The following is a 16,652-nucleotide window of genomic DNA, read 5'->3' on the forward strand; positions in this document are numbered from 1 at the left end:
TCAAGGAACACCTTAATAGATAAGGATGCGTGAATTCTAATTCTCTACTCAGGCATAGTATTGGTTAACTTGACGGTCCAACTAGCAAAGTGCCAATGTATCTTGCCATAAAGATCACAGAACTGACAACCCTAACCCAAATTCTATGATTTAAATTTTAACTGCCCATCTATGAAGAAGGTAACGAGTACCTACAGCTAGTCAGTAGAATTTGCACAGCCCTGATCAAGCTTTTCCTTATACTAAGGATAAAAGGAGACACAGCTTTATGCTGACTTTAGGGTATATGTCTCATGTAAGGTCTATTTTTAATTTCTTACTATACAGTATTTTCCAATACAGAAATGAGTCTGAAAGAAGGCTGTTGAATTTGAGTATTCGAACTGATTCTGTTTTGGTCTGGCTTGAATTCAAGTAATAAGTGCATAACCCACCAATCTTTCGGTATCTGTTCCTGACAATTCTCGGAACACCTCGTAAAGCGTCCTAAACCCCAGGCACTTTCTTGGCCTGTTGTTAAGTTTGTGTACAGCATATAATACTTGCCAAGTGGTTACATCCAGCAGCCCCATCGTTTTAGGGAAATATTAGCGTGACAGTCCATTGGCGTTCTCATTCTGGCCACGCGCCCACGAGTGATAGGGTTTAGCAAAATAGTTTCACATTCAAGAATATTCGCTACTTCTTCATGCTTAGCGAACTCCTTGCCATTGTCAAAGGTGAGCGTCTGTACCCAATCATTGAATACACCCAGCAGAGTGATGATATCGCATACCACCTCCTCTGCAGTTTTGTTTGCCACTGGTAGGGCAAGGCGTAGCTTGGATTTGCGCTCATCCAATGGTCGAGTAAGCCGGAGGAGTTTCACCTCCAGCTCCTCACAGACTCCGTACGTGAACCTCTCGATTCATACGGCTCCTGTCGGCCATTCTATTAGCACCTCTCAATGCCAATACTACAGGCAAAGCATACGCTCTTCCCCGAGCCGGGTTGGCAAATGCTTAGTCTGAGCCAACACATCCCCTTCACTCCATTTCCATTACAGAAACTTCATCGCTAATACGGGATAATCCGCCCCTCATACATGCATCGATATTTTCCCCCTTCGCGGGTTTCGCTTATAAGGTTTTCTCTTAACATCACGTATAAGGTTCCCACGTTCCATACAAACGCCCAGACTAAGCTCATGCCCTCTCTACACCGGCAGCCATCCAAACAGTAAACAGGTATCCTTTGGACTTATCTCAGGAGCCAATTAAGGTGATTTCCGAGAAAGGCTATTCCCATTGAGGTAGAATTGGGCTTCCACTTGTTTAACCGCTGAGCTTGATCATGCTGTCCGCCTCTGCCCCGACTGTTGCGCCCCTGAGTACGTCCCAAATCGAAGACCTGAGACTGGCGAGTTCGAAAATGCTCGGACCGGAACGCCGATCCTTTCAGGCGACGATGACGTTGAAATATTGCCGGGGCAATCCCCGCCAGGCGGAGCGGGTGTTTGGCTGGAATCGCGACACGATCGAACTCGGGCTGAATGAATAGCGCACGGGCGTGATTTGCCTGGGGGCGCAAGCAGCGTACTGCGGAAACCGCCTCTGGGAGGAGAGGCACTCTGACGTGGCGCAGGTCCTATGGACATTAGCGGAATCGCACTGTCAGTAAGACCCGACCTTCCGTACGGCGCTATCGTATACTCGGCTGACCGTAGCGGTGGTGTTGGATCGATTACGTGCCCAAGGTTTTCCGGAGGGTGGCCTACCATCATCCAGCACGATGGCCGAAGTGCTGAACCGAAATGGCTACTGCCTACGCAAGGTAGTCAGGGCCAAACCCCAAAAAACTCCCGGAAACGAATGCCATCTTTGCCAATATCGCAGACAAGGGCGGAAAGCCCATAATGGACCCAGCGGTTTGGAAGTTAGGCAGGTCATGCGCCTGAGCATCGACTGCAAGGCCACTGTGAAGATCGGGGAATACTCACGGGGTGGGAAAACTCGCGGTGACACCCAAGCCGCCGATCACGATATGGGCTGCGAGGAAAAGCAGGTTCCGTTTGGGATCGTGGAAGAGGATAGTGGGCAGTTGCATCTGACGTTTGGAAGCTCCTTCAAGACCAGTGACTTCATCGTGGATGGCTTGGAGGACTGGTGGCAGGCTATCCCCAGGGAAAAGCAGGCCGTGATGACACACGTCCAACTCAAAGTGGACAATGGCCCGAAAAGCAGCGGGGTGCGTACCCAGTTCCTCAAGCGCATGGTGGAGTTCACCGATACGACCGGCAAAATCATCCAACTGCTGTACTATCCGCCATACCACAGCAAGTATCATCCCATCGAACGATGTTGGGGAATTTTGGAACAGCATTGGAATGGAGCCCAACTGGTGGATACCGCAACCATGCTGGCATGGGCGAAAAGCATGACCTGGAAAGGTAGCCACCCAGTGGTAAAATTGAGCCGTAGGCTCTACCAGAAAGGCGTTTCTCTATCCAGGAAAACCATGCGGGAGAGATCGAAACCAGATGGGAGCGCAACCCCTTTTGCCCAAATGGGACATTCTGATTCGGCCTACCTGATGGGGATGTTTACTTTCGGAAATCGCCTAAGCTCCTGATTTTGACTACACATACAGACGTTTCGATGCTTGCAAGGGTTCACTTATTGTTCATCTTTTTAATCCTCACCTGACACTTTCAAAAGTGCCTTTTCCTTAACGCTCACGACCCAGGCTTTTGACAAGAGCCGCTTAAGGTGGTTTGAAACCTCCTCCTGTAAGGTGATTCCGGAGGGCCTTCCTCCATCATTTGTATAGTTACGGACAGTTTCCTATCCTCGTGGCACGCTAACTCCTCACCCCATACTTAAATCTGAAACGAAAAGATGAGTGATTTATCTTAGCTGCTCCAGTCTCGAATCGGAATTGATATTTTCTTCAATATCAGCCAAATACCTGTTATACAGAGCTTCTCCAAGATTACCAGCTATCGGCATCATGTAAGATGGGATACAAAAAGCAATTATATTTTGTGAAAACCTACTCGCTAGTTGCCGCTGCAGGTTGATTCTAAACAAATCAGCAGGAACCGCTTGAAATGGTTTTTTATTGATTGGGTAACCATCCGTTTGACGAAAAATTTCAACAATAACGCCTATTTCCTTCTGATTATCAACAGCAGCTTGCTTAAAAGCGGCAAGATAATTAGGTAGCTTAGAGAAAGTTAATTTATTCACCCCAATTCCGTCCTGAAATAAAGCCAAATTAATTCTTGTTCGCTTAAATAATTGATCCCAAAATTTTTTAAATTCAGCAATCTTAATTTGCCCGTTACAAAATCCTGAAATTGCAATTTGATAGCCAGGTGTCAACTTCTCTAACGCACTACTTAATTGTCCCAAATAAGCAAACAGAAGTTCTTTTTTGTCAACTCGCCTCCAGTTTATATCATCCACTTCCTCGGTAATATACCATCCATTAAATGATTTATATTTTATGGCAATTGGGGCTATTTGCTCAGCAACGAATGTAGAACGATTCAGCAATTCGTCCAAATAGACCTTCACTTGATGTGGATTTTTAGTAATCTGATTCCAATATTTGTCATCGTAAACTAAACCGATATTAATTTTTATATCAAGCTGCTCGGCCAGTTTTAAAATGGTTTCTAGTGGAGGAAACTTAACAGACTGAAGCGAGCTACTGGAAAAAAAAGCGTGTGTATCTGCAACAGTCCATTGCAAGTATAAATCAGATATTTTTAGCTTTTTAAGATACGAAAAAAAAATCAACCAATCATTTTCTTTCCATTGTCCATGCGAGTTTTCAAGAAGCTGAATAAACGTCCCTCGAATTGGATAAATTGGTTCTGGTTCTTTTAAAAAAAGCGCTCGACTGAAAATAATCATTATTATTATCAAACAACCTATCCATACCCAGTAAAAACGTCTTACGCTGTAATTCTCCGATATACGGCTCAATATCTGAAAATCCCAATTGCATTAAAACCACTTTCAATATTTACAATACCAGCCTTATACTGAAATAAAAATTCAATATAAGATTTAGGAGCTGAGTATCTGGTTTGATTAAAGTAATATTTCAACGATAATCCACCGCCAGCTTCTAAATAGGATAGGTTACTCTGATCTTTTGTCTGAATTCGACCATCAATCACTGCGTGCGGCGTTAAAACTATGTTGTTCCATAAGTTATAACTGATTCCTTGACGAGCCTCACCGAAGAAACTCAATATATCAGGAGATTTAACAAAATAACCTAAGTCGCCAAATAATGTTGTGTAATTCCAGTATTTTTTCCCGAAATTGATGTCAAATCCATTTGTCCAGCCATACATTCCTCTAATCAACCAGTTATTTTGAGAACTATCTCCAATCTTGATTAGTTTTTCTACACTTAAATTAAAATTATGTGTTTTAAAGGGCTTATACCTGATTCCAACAGTAGACTGAAATGTTTCTGAATCTACCTTAAATGAATCAGGCTCCATAGACCAGAGCAAACGTGAAAACAATGTGAAGGTGCGCCCATCACGCAATCCGATAACAGGCGGTCGATAATTCAGTTCAACACCACCTTGGGAAGGAATAACACCACCAAGAATTCCCGGAGCTCCAGTTGGGTTTACGGTATTATTGTTTTGTCTATAGCCAGAATAAACAGTGAAATTAAAATTATCCTCTAACTCCCTCACTTCTCTTCTTAAACTGGCAAACTCACTATCCTTGTTTATTACATCGAGCTGATTACTGCCTAATTGTTCAGTCCTCACATCAATGGCTTGTTTAAACCAATACTTACTTGCTTCATTATCTGAATTTCTCAGACTAAGGTAAGCCAGATCTTTATTCAACCCAAGATTTTCAGGATCTTTCTCTACGACATTTTCAAGCATTTGTATGCTCTGATCAGGTTGCTCATTATTCGAATAAGCATAGCCTAATGCAGCTACAAAAAATTTATTATCAGGATCTTTATCAACAGCAAGCTTAAACTGTTCGAGAGCTTCTTTATTCTGCTTATTAGACTGAAAATAATTTCCCAACCTATAGTGCCGCTCTGCTGTTTTTATAAAATCAAGCGCTTTTATCTGAGCACTAATTGCGGTTGAAAACTGTTTTCTTTTTGCATACTGTTGGGCGATAAAATCATATCGTTCAGCATTCAGCTCCACAGATAAGCTATTTCTATCAATTGACTCTAATTCGCTTAAAGATTGATCATCATCAAATTCAGAACTAAGCAGCATAGCCAACCGCATTCTGATAACCGGATCGTCTTTGATTCGCAAAGATCGCCGCCATCTCTCTGCGGCCTGTTCATATTCTTTTTGATTCGCTAAAAAATAGCCAAATGTATCAAGAATTGTCTTTTTCTCCTCGGAGTTAACGCCATCTTTATCTGCTTGCTCCATCGCTCGTTGAAAATAATCAGTAGCAATGTCGTTTTTATTCAGCTTGCCATTAGCTTGGGCAAAGTTCAACAAATTTTCCAAATTGTTTTGTTTTGATAATGCAGACCGATACTGTACAAACGCTTCATCCCACCGATCAAAATGGGCATATGCGTTACCCAGGATTCGGTTGCTCACCCAGTTTTGCTCATCCATAGAAGCTGCTGCTTTTAGATAATCAAGTGCCGGTTGCTCTTGCCCTTGGTCGAGATACAATAACCCCAGATTTGTTAACGCATCGCTTTTTTGCTTTGAATTTAAATTATTAAGCTGAATTAAATGGCGATATATTTCAGCTGACTTCTCCCATTTTCCTAGATTTTTTTCAACTTCAGCCAGCATAAACAAGGTATGAACCGATTCCTTTATTTTCAGACTTTTCTTTAAAGTGTCTGAAGCTTCATCTAAGTGACCTGTTTTTAAACTTGTTATAGCCGATGAATTCATTAATTCCAGATCAGCTGAATCAATTTTTGCTGCTAACCCCAGATCAGCTGAATCAATTTTTACTGCTTTTTGAAAAGCAATTTTAGCCTGTGCATATTTTTTTTGCTGGTAAAGCAATTCACCTTGAGATCGATACACCATTTTTTGCTGTTCTTTAGATGCGCCAGACTGAAGTGCTAACTCTAATGATCGTAAAGCATTATTCATATCGCCAGAACTGATATAAAGATTACTTAATTTAATATATGCTTCTGGGCTTTTTTCTTTATTTAACCAATCGCGATAGACCTTAATTGCTTTGACAACATCACCTTTATTTTCCAATGCATTGGCTAAAGATTGCATAACTTCACTGGATTGGTTTATTTCAGCAGCATGCTGAAAAGCTTTAGCTGCCATATCATACTGCTTTGCATTACTATAGGCATGACCTATCAACATATAAGTACGATATAAACCAGAATCCTGTGTTTGTTTCAAGAGTAATGTTTCATATGATCTTGCTGCGGATAAATAATTTTGGTTTGCAAAAAAAAGATTGGCCAGAAATTCCTGATCATCATCATGATATCGCTGTTTCAAAAGCACATTCATCATATCAATGGCTTTATCCAGATGACCCAAATCGTAATATAGATAAGCTAATGACCGTAATATCTCAGGATTGCTTTTATCAATTGCTAATGCAGCTTGATATGCACTTTCTGCCAAATCAGGCCTTTTGCTTTTTTGATAAATGTTACCTAATGCCAAATAGACCTTTATAGATTCATTCTTAGTTTTAGAATGTAATAAAGCCTTATCAAGCATTTCCCTAGCCAAATCATATTTACCTAAACCTTCTTTTGCTATCGCATAACGCATAAAATAATTAAAATCTTTTTTTTGAGCAGGGTATTGATCAAAAAAAACCAAAGATTGTCGATATGCTTTTTGTTCTAGTAAGATAATTAATGACATTTCTAGTGCAAATAGTTTATCTTCCTCCAGAACATCATTACTTACGATTATTAAGTTAAAATCCTTAAGCGCTTGCTCATTATTTCCAGAGGCATTATGAGCTAAAGCACGATATAGAAGAAATGGTACACTATAGCCAATTTGTTTTAATGCTAAGCTCGCCTGTTGAATCACCTCCTGATATTCTTTGATTTTATATAACATGATGGCATAAGCCATTCTTGCTTTAATATCCAATGGATCGATTTCAAAAAATTTCTGAAACTCGATCTTGGATTCAGGATATTTATTTTCATCCATTAAACGATAGGCTTTATCCAAATGTGGAAAACTACGAAATTTTCGTATTACTGGCTCCAAATAACGCTCAGACCGTTCAATGACTATTTTATCTAAATAATAGTCTTGTTTATTTTGACTTAATGCTGGATCAGCAGCATGGCTGGTAAATATAACCAGTGTAGACATCAAGCTTCCTATTACAGCAAAAAATAACCTTAATTTTAATTTGAACATCCAGGTTAATACCATTTCTCAGCCTTATTTTTGACCTTTACCTGACAACATTTAATCAAGTAAAAATTGCTATATATTCCTTGCTTCCGCATTTCTATCATAAACTGCTGCGTATTTTATTTATGACAAAGCGCATAAAATTCTTTTAAAGTAGGACCATGCGTTAATCTCCCAGATTAAATGTCAAGCCTTTGTAAACATATTTCTCACTGAATTGAGCGCAATTTCAGATAGCCAACTGTTGGTCCTTTAATATGTGGCGTCACCATAAAACCTGTTTTTCTGTTCTTTCAGAATTCCTAATGATATGCCTTCTTTGAGGAGCATGTGCTTCATATAAACCTACTTTTTCTTGCTGACTTATTCGGGATAAAAAATTACTTATTTATTATTCATTTTACAAATAAAAAAACAATTTACGCTAAAAAATCAAACCAATAGCATAATCCTATAATTTAGCCATTATAGATCCTATTTTTTCATCATATTTTTTAATTTATAAGCAATAAAATTTACTACATATTTTCTATGATCAATTCCAGCTGGACTTTTTGTACATAACCCAGCTCACTCAAAATGTCACCTAATAAGCGAGGCTGTTCTATTTGTGTTGATAACGCATTATCTAGTTGTTCTTTTGTAATAATTCCTGCGCCAATCAAGAACTCTCCTAATTTCGGTTTAAATACATTCAGAGCATTATCTTCTGGATAAACATGATCAGTTTTATCCCAGCCAATTGTTTTTTTGGTTCTTAAATAGGTCATATATTGTGACAAAGCCCTGGTAGTCGCAAAAAAATTAATCACATTGCCCCACACCATTCTTGGGAATGAAAGAAAAGCCTGAGTCCAGCCATGGAGTTGCTTAACACAGTAGCCACGGTGAAAAATTCTAAGCCCTAGAAAAAAAGCATTGATTGCAATCAGGTACCATAAAAATGTCCCTTCCTCGACCAAAGGGGGATATTGGTAAGCATTGGGATCCAAACTGATTATTATCCAGATTGAGACAACAACGAAGACAATAATATAACCGAGCAAATTAATTAAATTAGTAATTAAAGCTTTCCGATCCCGATACAAAATATATTTAATAGATAGTGGTCCTTTCCACCCCAAATTCGCCCAGCCTTGCAAACCAATACCGAGTACCCATCGTGATTTTTGCCGCACCGAAGCCCAAAAAATATTTGGAAAGAATTCTTTGATACAAACCAGTTCCTTAACTTTAACTTGCTTCTTTTTCCCTGTAATAAGAGACTTCTTGGTTATTGTTCTATCTACAAATAAACGAACAAACATTTGTTTTAACTTATATTCTCTGAGCTTGAATCCAAAATCATAGTCCTCTGTTAGAGAATTGGTACTAAAAATCTGATTATTATTATTACTGGCAACAATACTGATAGCTTTTCGGCTAAAAGCAACACCAACGCCGGCTGCTGGAATACTTTTAGTAATGGATTCCCTTACCGGTAAATCTTTGTAGTGTAATTGAGCAAATTCGTCTTGATAGTGTGCACCAGTAAACTCATACCATTTACGAGGTAATGACAATACTGGCAGTTGCACCATATCTGCTTTTGGAAACAAATAATTAAACAGTTTGTAACATAATGGATGTATTACATCTTCACAATCCTGCATAATATAGCAGGCAAATTCAATATTATTTTTTTGCTCAAATTTTCTGATTCCATTACAAATCCAGTTAAGGCAATCCGCTTTGTTTGTCGGCCCATCATCTCCAGTGATGCAAAGATGAACATGATCACTTTCAACCATAACCTTCTCAACTTCTGCTCTAGTTTTCGGATCATTCGGGTAAACCCCAACAAAAATATGATAATTAGTGTAATTGATGGATTTGATCGTGTTCCTAAGCATCTGACCAATAACTGCCGATTCATCCCAGGCTGGCAGCATAATGGCAATAAACTGTTCCGGCTTATCTAATATCTGCTGTTCTGTTAATGGCTGATATTTTGTCATCACAAAAAATTTTCGATAAAAACGCCTAACCCAGAAATATAAATCAATGAACAGATCATCAAGACCACTGATAAAAAAAACAATACATACAAATGCCATCAAGATTTGCATGACTACCAAAAGATAAGGAATATTATCCATTTTTATAGAAAACCCAATATAAATATTAATTTATAGTTCAGCTTTTAAACTCATTTTCATATTGCAATAGAGGCTTTTGATTTTTTGCCCATCTGCAGACCAATTCAGCGATTCGCTCAGATGCTTTTCCATCACCAAAAGGATTATTGCCAATCATTGCCTGGTATGCCTTGTCATCAGTTAATAACAGGCTGATTTCATCGATAATTTTTTGTGTTGATGTACCGATAATTTTGGATAACCCTGCGTTAAATGCTTCTGGTCTTTCTGTCAGTTTCCGTAATACTAATAAAGGCTTTTTAAGAGTCGGTGCTTCTTCCTGCACACCACCAGAATCGGTAACAATCAGATGAGCATTTCGCATTAAATTCAAGAAACAGAGATAATCAACCGGTTCTGTCAATGCAATACGTTCAGCATCAGACAGAATTTCCATCACCGTTTTCCTGACATTCGGATTTAAATGAACGGGATAAACGATTATGACATCTGGAAAACGCTGAACGATTCCTTTTAATGCCAAGCAAGTATTTTTTAGATCTTCTCCGTGCGACTCTCTTCTATGCGACGTTACTAAAATGACACGGTGCTGACTCAGGGGTAAATTTTCGATGGGAGAACCTTGAAAAGAGAATGGTGCGTCAAGCAGTGTTGACATTGCATCAACAACTGTATTCCCCGTCACAAAAATATTTTCTTCATTGACACCTTCATTCAATAATTTCTCTTTTGCTAATGGAGTGGGTGCTAAATGAATTTGAGCCAATACAGAAGTTAATCGACGATTCGCTTCCTCCGGAAATGGGTTGTACAAATCATGACTGCGCAATCCTGCTTCAACATGTGCAACAGGTATTTTTAAATAAAATGCTGCCACTGAAGCTGCGAAGACTGTAGTTGTATCCCCTTGAACCATCAACAAATCCGGCTTTACATCTTCAAGAGTTTTTTGCATCAATTGCAGCACGCTGCAAGTCAAATCATTTAAACTTTGATTAGGCCTCATCAAATCAAGATCTATGTCCGGAACAATGTTAAACAACGATAAAACTTGATCAAGCATCTGCCGATGCTGGGCTGTTGCAATTACCACTGTATCAATATCACTGGATCGTTGTTTAAGAGCATATATGATAGAAGCCATTTTGATGGCTTCAGGGCGTGTACCCATAATTAATGCTATTTTCTTTTTATTCATTTATTCACCAAATAATTTTAATAAAATTTATGCTTAAAAACTTCTCGCAACTTTCCGTTAAATCGACTCCTAGATCCTTATCTCTGAAATCAGTGTCAGTGATACGACAAGGAAGACAAAGATAAGGTCGTTGAGCCTATGGCTTGAGGCTGTCTAATGTGACAAATGTGTAGCCTTGTTGCTTGAGCCCGTCCACCACTTGAATAAGCATATCTTTCCCCAAATATGGATGGTAGAAGAAGCTGGCAAATCCATCACGAATGACAAGGTTGGCTTGACCAGTAGCAAGCAGGTCTGCCGGAAGTCGAGCCGGATGATTGTTAAATGCTTCAGGTTCGATATTCCCCAGGTTCTCTGGTGCTACCCAACTTCCATATATATCTTTCACGGGATAGGGGAAAAACTGCCCAGCAAGCCGGCTGTAGTCAATGGGCTGTTGGCTGAGGTTACCCGGGAAATACAAACCACGATCGTAACGTATCCCAAACCGCTCCTGTACCGCCGTATAGTCAGCCACCGAACCGGCATAATGCGGAAACTCAAAAATTGTCGGAACTGCCAACCCGGCCGCTACAAACGCCGCTTCAGCCAGAGCGATACGGTTAGCGGCCCATGCTTGGGAATCACCTGGTACCGGTCCATCATAGATAACCGAATTATTGGCATCAACGTGGGCGGTATAGAATTCAAAGTCGTTCGCACTCACGCCATCGTAGGGATTGATCAAGTTTTCAAACTGATGGGTATAGCCGTGCATCAGCAGGGTGCCACCCTTGGATTGCATGAATTTTAAAGCATCTACCACATCGGGCCTGTCAGCAAGATTGTAGGCCTCAGGCACGCCGTTGTTGAATACACCATGAGGATCTTCGTAGCGGGAGTACACGGCCACCGCAAACGGAACGGTGCGATTAAATAGCTCCTCGGCAATCGTCCTTAGTTCCTGGGGATCGGAGTCAGGCCCAACATCTTCGATTCTAACCAGTGCTCGATGCCGTTCGGCCGTGGCAGGGGCCAGCAGGTCGAACAACAAGTCCGCGAGAACGAGATAGCGGTCATTATGATCCATGTATGCGAATGGAATCTCTCCGATGTAAGTCAGATTCAAGGAACGCACCGCCCAGGGGAAGCTGCTTCCATTCGTTTTAAACGCCAGTGCCGGAAATTGAACCCGAGCTGGATCGGCATTGGCGTAGGTCATCATCCCTGCCTGGTTTATTGTGTTTCGGGTCAGATCGGTCAGTTTATATTTGACGGTCCCAACCGGACTGAAATCGAACCCGGCCCAATTCCATCCGTAAGCCGCTTGGAAGTCACTGGAATATGCCGTTAATTGCCAGATGTTGCCATACATCCACAAGACTGGGATCGTACCAGCCAGTGTGTCAGTAAGGAAGGCAGCGGGCAGTGGTTCGTCATAGGTTGATCCGATGTAAACCACTGCGCTATAACTGTTCATCTCACCGGCAGTATATGCACTTACCGGATGAGCCTGCCATGTCCCGAAATGGGACACAAGGTTGGCAGTCATCTGAGCGTAGAGTTCACCCAGGAAGCCCCACGGTCCGCTAGTGTCATAGAGAATCAAGGTGTTAACTGAATCGTTCGGGACTTCGGCAAGACTAGTTACCAGTGACGCCTGGTTGCTTGGCAAATCCAGACCCAGAGACTGAGCACCCCTAATCGTATCTTGAGCCGGTACAACTTTTTTAGGTTTTTTAGGTTCGGTTGGTTTTGCCTTTGGTGGCCGCGGGGGAGAAGGCAATATCCCTAGATTCCGAATGTTTTCCAAATCGCGTTTGCCGCTAACTTTATTACTTTTAACTGGATGAGCAGAATTATCATCTTTACCTTTACCTTTACCTTGGTCTTGGCCTTTGGCTTGACCTTGACCAGGGTTAGTCACAGTTTGAGCATTGATGGAAGTAGCAGCCACAAAACAGAAAATGCTCACAATAACCACCCAAAACCATCCTGTGCGATACTGAAAATTTTGTTTTTTCATTATTAACTCCGATATATTTGATGCTGCAAAAAATCTAAAAGAAAAACCTTTAATTCTTTGAAGCTTTGGCAAATTTCTTTAATTACAAAAAATACAATCACACAATTTTTGTGCTCAATATTTAATCTGAATAAGTGATGATTTAATTGCATAAGGATGCTAAAGGAATATAACTAAAAATAATATACTGCGTTTGCATACATTCCTTATGGCTCTAATCGCGTTAAATGTGGCAAATTTTTGCTTAGGCAGGTCTCAATGCTTCAATCAGCTATAATTTTAAATTGGCAGTATCTTCAACATACCTTTAATCATATGTGATAGGAATTAACGTTTTGGATATGAAAGATTCGCCTCTGAATTGGTATCCAAAAACTGTACAGGTTGTTATGCTCTGGCAAAATTAAAAAGGAGCTTAATGAGGATGAGTAAAAAGCGCACACAATACTCGAGTGAATTTAAAGCAAAACTAGCGCCGGTAGCAGTGCGCGGTGATGAAACTATCCCACAATTAGCAGCACGCTATAATGTCCATCCCACGCAGATCAATAGTAGGAAACGGCAGCTCATTGAGCAGGCTGCCGAGCTATTTTCTAAAGATAATACTGTCTCTAATAAGGAGCGACATACAACAGATGACCTGCACTGAGTTATTGGTCAATTGACAGTTGAACGCGATTTTTTAGCAAGCAAGCTTAATCATGATAACTGATCCCCTATAAAATGATTCAAAATTCATAGGCGGCAAAGAGCTGCTCGATGGAACACCCTTCCCTTTTTCTGATGGCTTTGGCCTGGGCCCATTTTGGTTCAATGTCATTTAAGTCTGGGAAATAAGGCGGCAAATATTCAAGCGTATGCCCGGCATTGACAATAGCGGTTTGGATATCCAGCCGTTTATGAAAGGTTGCGTTGTCCATGACAATCACGCAAGCGGGCAGAAGTTTAGGCAAAAGGTCCTGCGTCACCCATGCATAGAAGATGTCAGCGGTGATATTGGCGATGAACAGACCTATGGTCAGGAGCGTCTTTCCGATCAGGGCGCCAATGACATTGGTTCGGCCTGTTGTATGCCAATCTTTTACGCCATGGGCGCGTTCACCCACTGGCGCATAGCCATGCGTGCGCGGCATGTCGTGTGCAAAGCCGCTTTCATCAAGCTAAACGATGACGCGGCCTTCGCGCTCATAGCCTTCAATTTTTTGCTGGAAGAGGCCCCGCTCTTCTTCGCTGGCTTTGGGGTGACGCAGGCTTTTTTTTATAAGTCACGCCCAGACGCTTTAAAGCGTGATTAATGCCTTGCTTGCTGACCCCCAGCCGTTTGGCGCGCTCGTACTGATACGCGTCGGATAATTCTTGATATCCTGCGCTAACATTTCCATGTTGATTTTGGTAGCAGGCTTGTTGCGGGTGGTCTTGGGATCGGGAGTCTTGATCCAACGCGTCACACTGGCCACACCTATGCAAAAACGCTTGGCCACTTGCGCGATAGTAAGATTCTCCTTCTCTCGAACGGATAATACTTTACGGCGAAATGATATCGGATAGGTCATCCGTAAATTATAATCAATCTATAGGGGATATGCTATACATTATCGACAAAATCTTTGCAGCCGGACCAAAAAATCTACCAGTTCTCGATTTGCCAACCTTTCATTTGGCTTCTAATTCGGGTTAAAAGAGGAATTTAGGTTTATAGCAAAACCAGTTAGCAATGATGCAAAGGTATTCTCATTGTCTTATAGAACACAAATGGGAGCAGGCCAAGGCACTGAGTAAACAATAAAACCAAACCTCGATATGTTCTTCAAATCCTAAACATTCTGAATCATTCTTAACTGGTTAGGCTATATGGTTTCAAGTTGCACCTGGTCATCAATGACCAAGCTGAATTGCTGAGAGTCAAAATCACGGCGAGCAATGTGGATGACCGTGATGTGGTGCCGGAACTGGCGCGCTCTTTGTTTGGAAAACTCTTTGGTGACCGGGGCTATATCTCGCAGCCATTCTTTGAGCAAGGCGTGCAGCTCGTCACTAAGGTACGCAAGAACATGAAAAACAAGCTGTTGCCATTGTTTGACAAGCTCTTGTTACGTAAACGCTCAATCATTGAAACCGCCAATGATCAATTAAAGAATATCTCGCAAATCGAGCATTCCCGTCATCGCAGCCCATTTAACTTTTTTGTTAATCTGATAGCCGGGCTGGTGACTTACACTTTTCGGGAGAAGAAACCCTCGCTTAACATTAGGTTTTCTCAAGCTCTGCCAACCGTTGGATTGTGACTTTTATGTCGAACTCACGTTATATTTAAATAATTCTAAGGTCAGAAATCAAATTCTTGATTAATTTTTGTGCAGTACCACTTAGTGATTCCGTACTCCAACCAGATCGCGCTCCGCTTGCAGACCATATAACTTTGCCAGAAGAGAGATCTATAATTCTAATGGTCAGACCAACAACTGGTTCACTGCCAACACCAAGCTTATATTGCCATTCATCAACGCTGCCTGTTACTGCATAAGAAACATTCTCTTTGATCGCAAGTGACATGGCCTTTTCCTGACGTTTGCGGTCATTAGATTCGGCCCAATCATTTTTGTTATCATCAAGTTGATACATTTCTATATTTGGGATGCCTCGAATTCTGAGCAAAGTAGATAGTATTTCTTCAACTTGTTCACCCGCGCGTGGTGTCTGTGAATAATTTTGAAAAGGTAAAATTAACCAACGTTCAGAAGAAGAAAGTGGAGCACTTTTTTGTATATCGATTACCGAACATGCTATTAACAAATTCAGCAAAATAATAAAAAAGAAAAATCTAAATTTTAGATGAGCAAATCGTAGGATTTTTTCGCTGCCAATCAACATAAACTTCTCCTTTTTCGATTGATTAATTTAATAGTTTCTTCCCTACTGCCCGGCTGATCGTAAATCCTTAAGAAATTGGATTTGGAAGGCTTGAAAATCGAGTAAAAAATTTGATAGAGATAAATTTTTAAACTCAATATTTTAAGTTTGCAATATATTAGCATTGTATAGCACCAGTTGCTCAAACACATCGCTTGCTAATGTATTATTGCATATTAATAAACACTACCATTACTAATCAATCTAGAAATTAAGAAAGTACTAAACAAAAAAATAGCAAAATAATTGTAAATGATCAATTTAAACAAAATATGCTTAAGGGTACTTCAATAAGTGTTTTATTGGAGTATTATTTATGCTGTATCTCTTGTTTCGCAAACAACATTCATTATTTTTAAGCGCAAATTTTAAGGAAATATTATCCTAAAAACCTGATAAAAACCATGAATGAAATTTAGTTATTGGGAGAATAGATTGGTTAAGATAATACTCGGTACTAGGTCACTGTTCTGTTTAAAAAACTTACCTAGTTCTTATCATTAACAAGATAAATTCCACTTTTTAAAAAGGAAGGCTCGAGCTGAGTTTCATAGCTGTAAACTATTATCTGAGGAGCTAAGAATGTATTTACACTTGCATACTTTTTACCGTAATCGCAATAGACAGAACCCACCCTATAGCGTTTCTATTATTACCCATATTTACCATTTGTGCGGTCAGGTCGCAATTAAGTTAGCATACGGATTTCTTAAGTATTCCACAATCTATGACTATCCTCAATTACTGATTAAGTTCCCACTGCACAGACTAGGTTATGGTGCTGAAAGGAACAATTACAGCTTGGAATCATGAGCACTGCATACGTCTATCGTGTAGCCACATTCAATGTTACTTCAAGATTGTTAAAAAACTCTGTCAATATAGCCGATGCTATAAAACTTTCCGCTTTTCAATAGATATATGCGAAACTTTTTTTATGGTAATCGATCAATAAAATTCAAAATGCATAATTTGTTGTTAAATATTAATTTCTAAAATTTTCGGTAGCCAGCCATA

Annotated in this window: 10 protein-coding genes and 3 pseudogenes; 3 read left to right on the forward strand and 10 right to left on the reverse strand. The window is 40.3% G+C overall.

Going from position 1 to position 16,652, the window contains the following annotated elements:
• Positions 1 to 553: 553 nt before the first annotated feature.
• Together AAW31_RS18590 and AAW31_RS21055 are read right to left on the reverse strand one after the other, a co-directional pair.
• A complete protein-coding gene (locus AAW31_RS18590) occupies positions 554 to 868 on the reverse strand; it encodes a hypothetical protein (protein ID WP_144412806.1) in 315 nt (104 codons plus the stop codon).
• A gap of 371 nt (positions 869 to 1,239) precedes the next feature.
• Positions 1,240 to 1,608, reverse strand: a complete 369-nt coding sequence (locus AAW31_RS21055) for a hypothetical protein (RefSeq protein WP_158441329.1) — start codon at positions 1,606 to 1,608, stop codon at positions 1,240 to 1,242.
• Between the two features lie 102 nt (positions 1,609 to 1,710).
• Here AAW31_RS21055 and AAW31_RS21060 point away from each other — a divergent pair, with 102 nt between their 5' ends.
• Complete coding sequence (locus tag AAW31_RS21060) at positions 1,711 to 2,610, forward strand: ISAzo13-like element transposase-related protein (RefSeq protein WP_235264453.1); 900 nt, start codon at positions 1,711 to 1,713, stop codon at positions 2,608 to 2,610.
• 275 nt (positions 2,611 to 2,885) lie between these two features.
• Here the strand turns inward: AAW31_RS21060 and AAW31_RS01545 are convergent, their stop codons facing one another.
• From AAW31_RS01545 to AAW31_RS01565, 5 genes are all read right to left on the reverse strand, one after another.
• Complete coding sequence (locus AAW31_RS01545) at positions 2,886 to 3,899, reverse strand: DUF4434 domain-containing protein (RefSeq protein WP_046848892.1); 1,014 nt, start codon at positions 3,897 to 3,899, stop codon at positions 2,886 to 2,888.
• A gap of 68 nt (positions 3,900 to 3,967) precedes the next feature.
• Positions 3,968 to 7,402, reverse strand: a complete 3,435-nt coding sequence (locus tag AAW31_RS01550; protein WP_082110307.1) for a tetratricopeptide repeat protein — start codon at positions 7,400 to 7,402, stop codon at positions 3,968 to 3,970.
• Positions 7,403 to 7,902: 500 nt separating this feature from the next.
• Complete coding sequence (locus AAW31_RS01555) at positions 7,903 to 9,522, reverse strand: glycosyl transferase family protein (RefSeq protein ID WP_046848894.1); 1,620 nt, start codon at positions 9,520 to 9,522, stop codon at positions 7,903 to 7,905.
• A gap of 37 nt (positions 9,523 to 9,559) precedes the next feature.
• Positions 9,560 to 10,720, reverse strand: a complete 1,161-nt coding sequence (gene wecB / locus AAW31_RS01560) for a non-hydrolyzing UDP-N-acetylglucosamine 2-epimerase (RefSeq protein WP_046848895.1) — start codon at positions 10,718 to 10,720, stop codon at positions 9,560 to 9,562.
• 136 nt (positions 10,721 to 10,856) lie between these two features.
• Entirely contained in the window at positions 10,857 to 12,725 is a 1,869-nt protein-coding gene (locus tag AAW31_RS01565; protein WP_082110308.1) for a DUF2334 domain-containing protein, read from the reverse strand.
• A 424-nt stretch (positions 12,726 to 13,149) separates the two neighbouring features.
• Here AAW31_RS01565 and AAW31_RS01570 point away from each other — a divergent pair, with 424 nt between their 5' ends.
• Positions 13,150 to 13,374: a transposase gene (locus tag AAW31_RS01570; RefSeq protein WP_046848896.1), complete on the forward strand. Its 225-nt coding sequence runs from the start codon at positions 13,150 to 13,152 to the stop codon at positions 13,372 to 13,374.
• Between the two features lie 79 nt (positions 13,375 to 13,453).
• On the opposite strand, the pseudogene AAW31_RS01575 reads toward AAW31_RS01570, so the two are convergent.
• Both AAW31_RS01575 and AAW31_RS01580 read right to left on the reverse strand, forming a co-directional pair.
• A pseudogene (locus AAW31_RS01575) lies at positions 13,454 to 13,873 on the reverse strand (transposase); the annotation flags it as partial.
• A 46-nt stretch (positions 13,874 to 13,919) separates the two neighbouring features.
• Positions 13,920 to 14,278: pseudogene (locus AAW31_RS01580) on the reverse strand (IS630 transposase-related protein).
• A gap of 297 nt (positions 14,279 to 14,575) precedes the next feature.
• Between AAW31_RS01580 and AAW31_RS01585 the strand changes: the two are divergent.
• Positions 14,576 to 15,010: pseudogene (locus tag AAW31_RS01585) on the forward strand (IS982 family transposase); the annotation flags it as partial.
• Between the two features lie 25 nt (positions 15,011 to 15,035).
• Here AAW31_RS01585 and AAW31_RS01590 read toward each other — a convergent pair.
• Positions 15,036 to 15,596, reverse strand: a complete 561-nt coding sequence (locus tag AAW31_RS01590) for a hypothetical protein (RefSeq protein WP_052752001.1) — start codon at positions 15,594 to 15,596, stop codon at positions 15,036 to 15,038.
• Between the last annotated feature and the right edge of the window lie 1,056 nt (positions 15,597 to 16,652).

The sequence above is a fragment of the Nitrosomonas communis genome (assembly GCF_001007935.1).
GTDB classification, from domain to species: Bacteria; Pseudomonadota; Gammaproteobacteria; order Burkholderiales; family Nitrosomonadaceae; genus Nitrosomonas; species Nitrosomonas communis.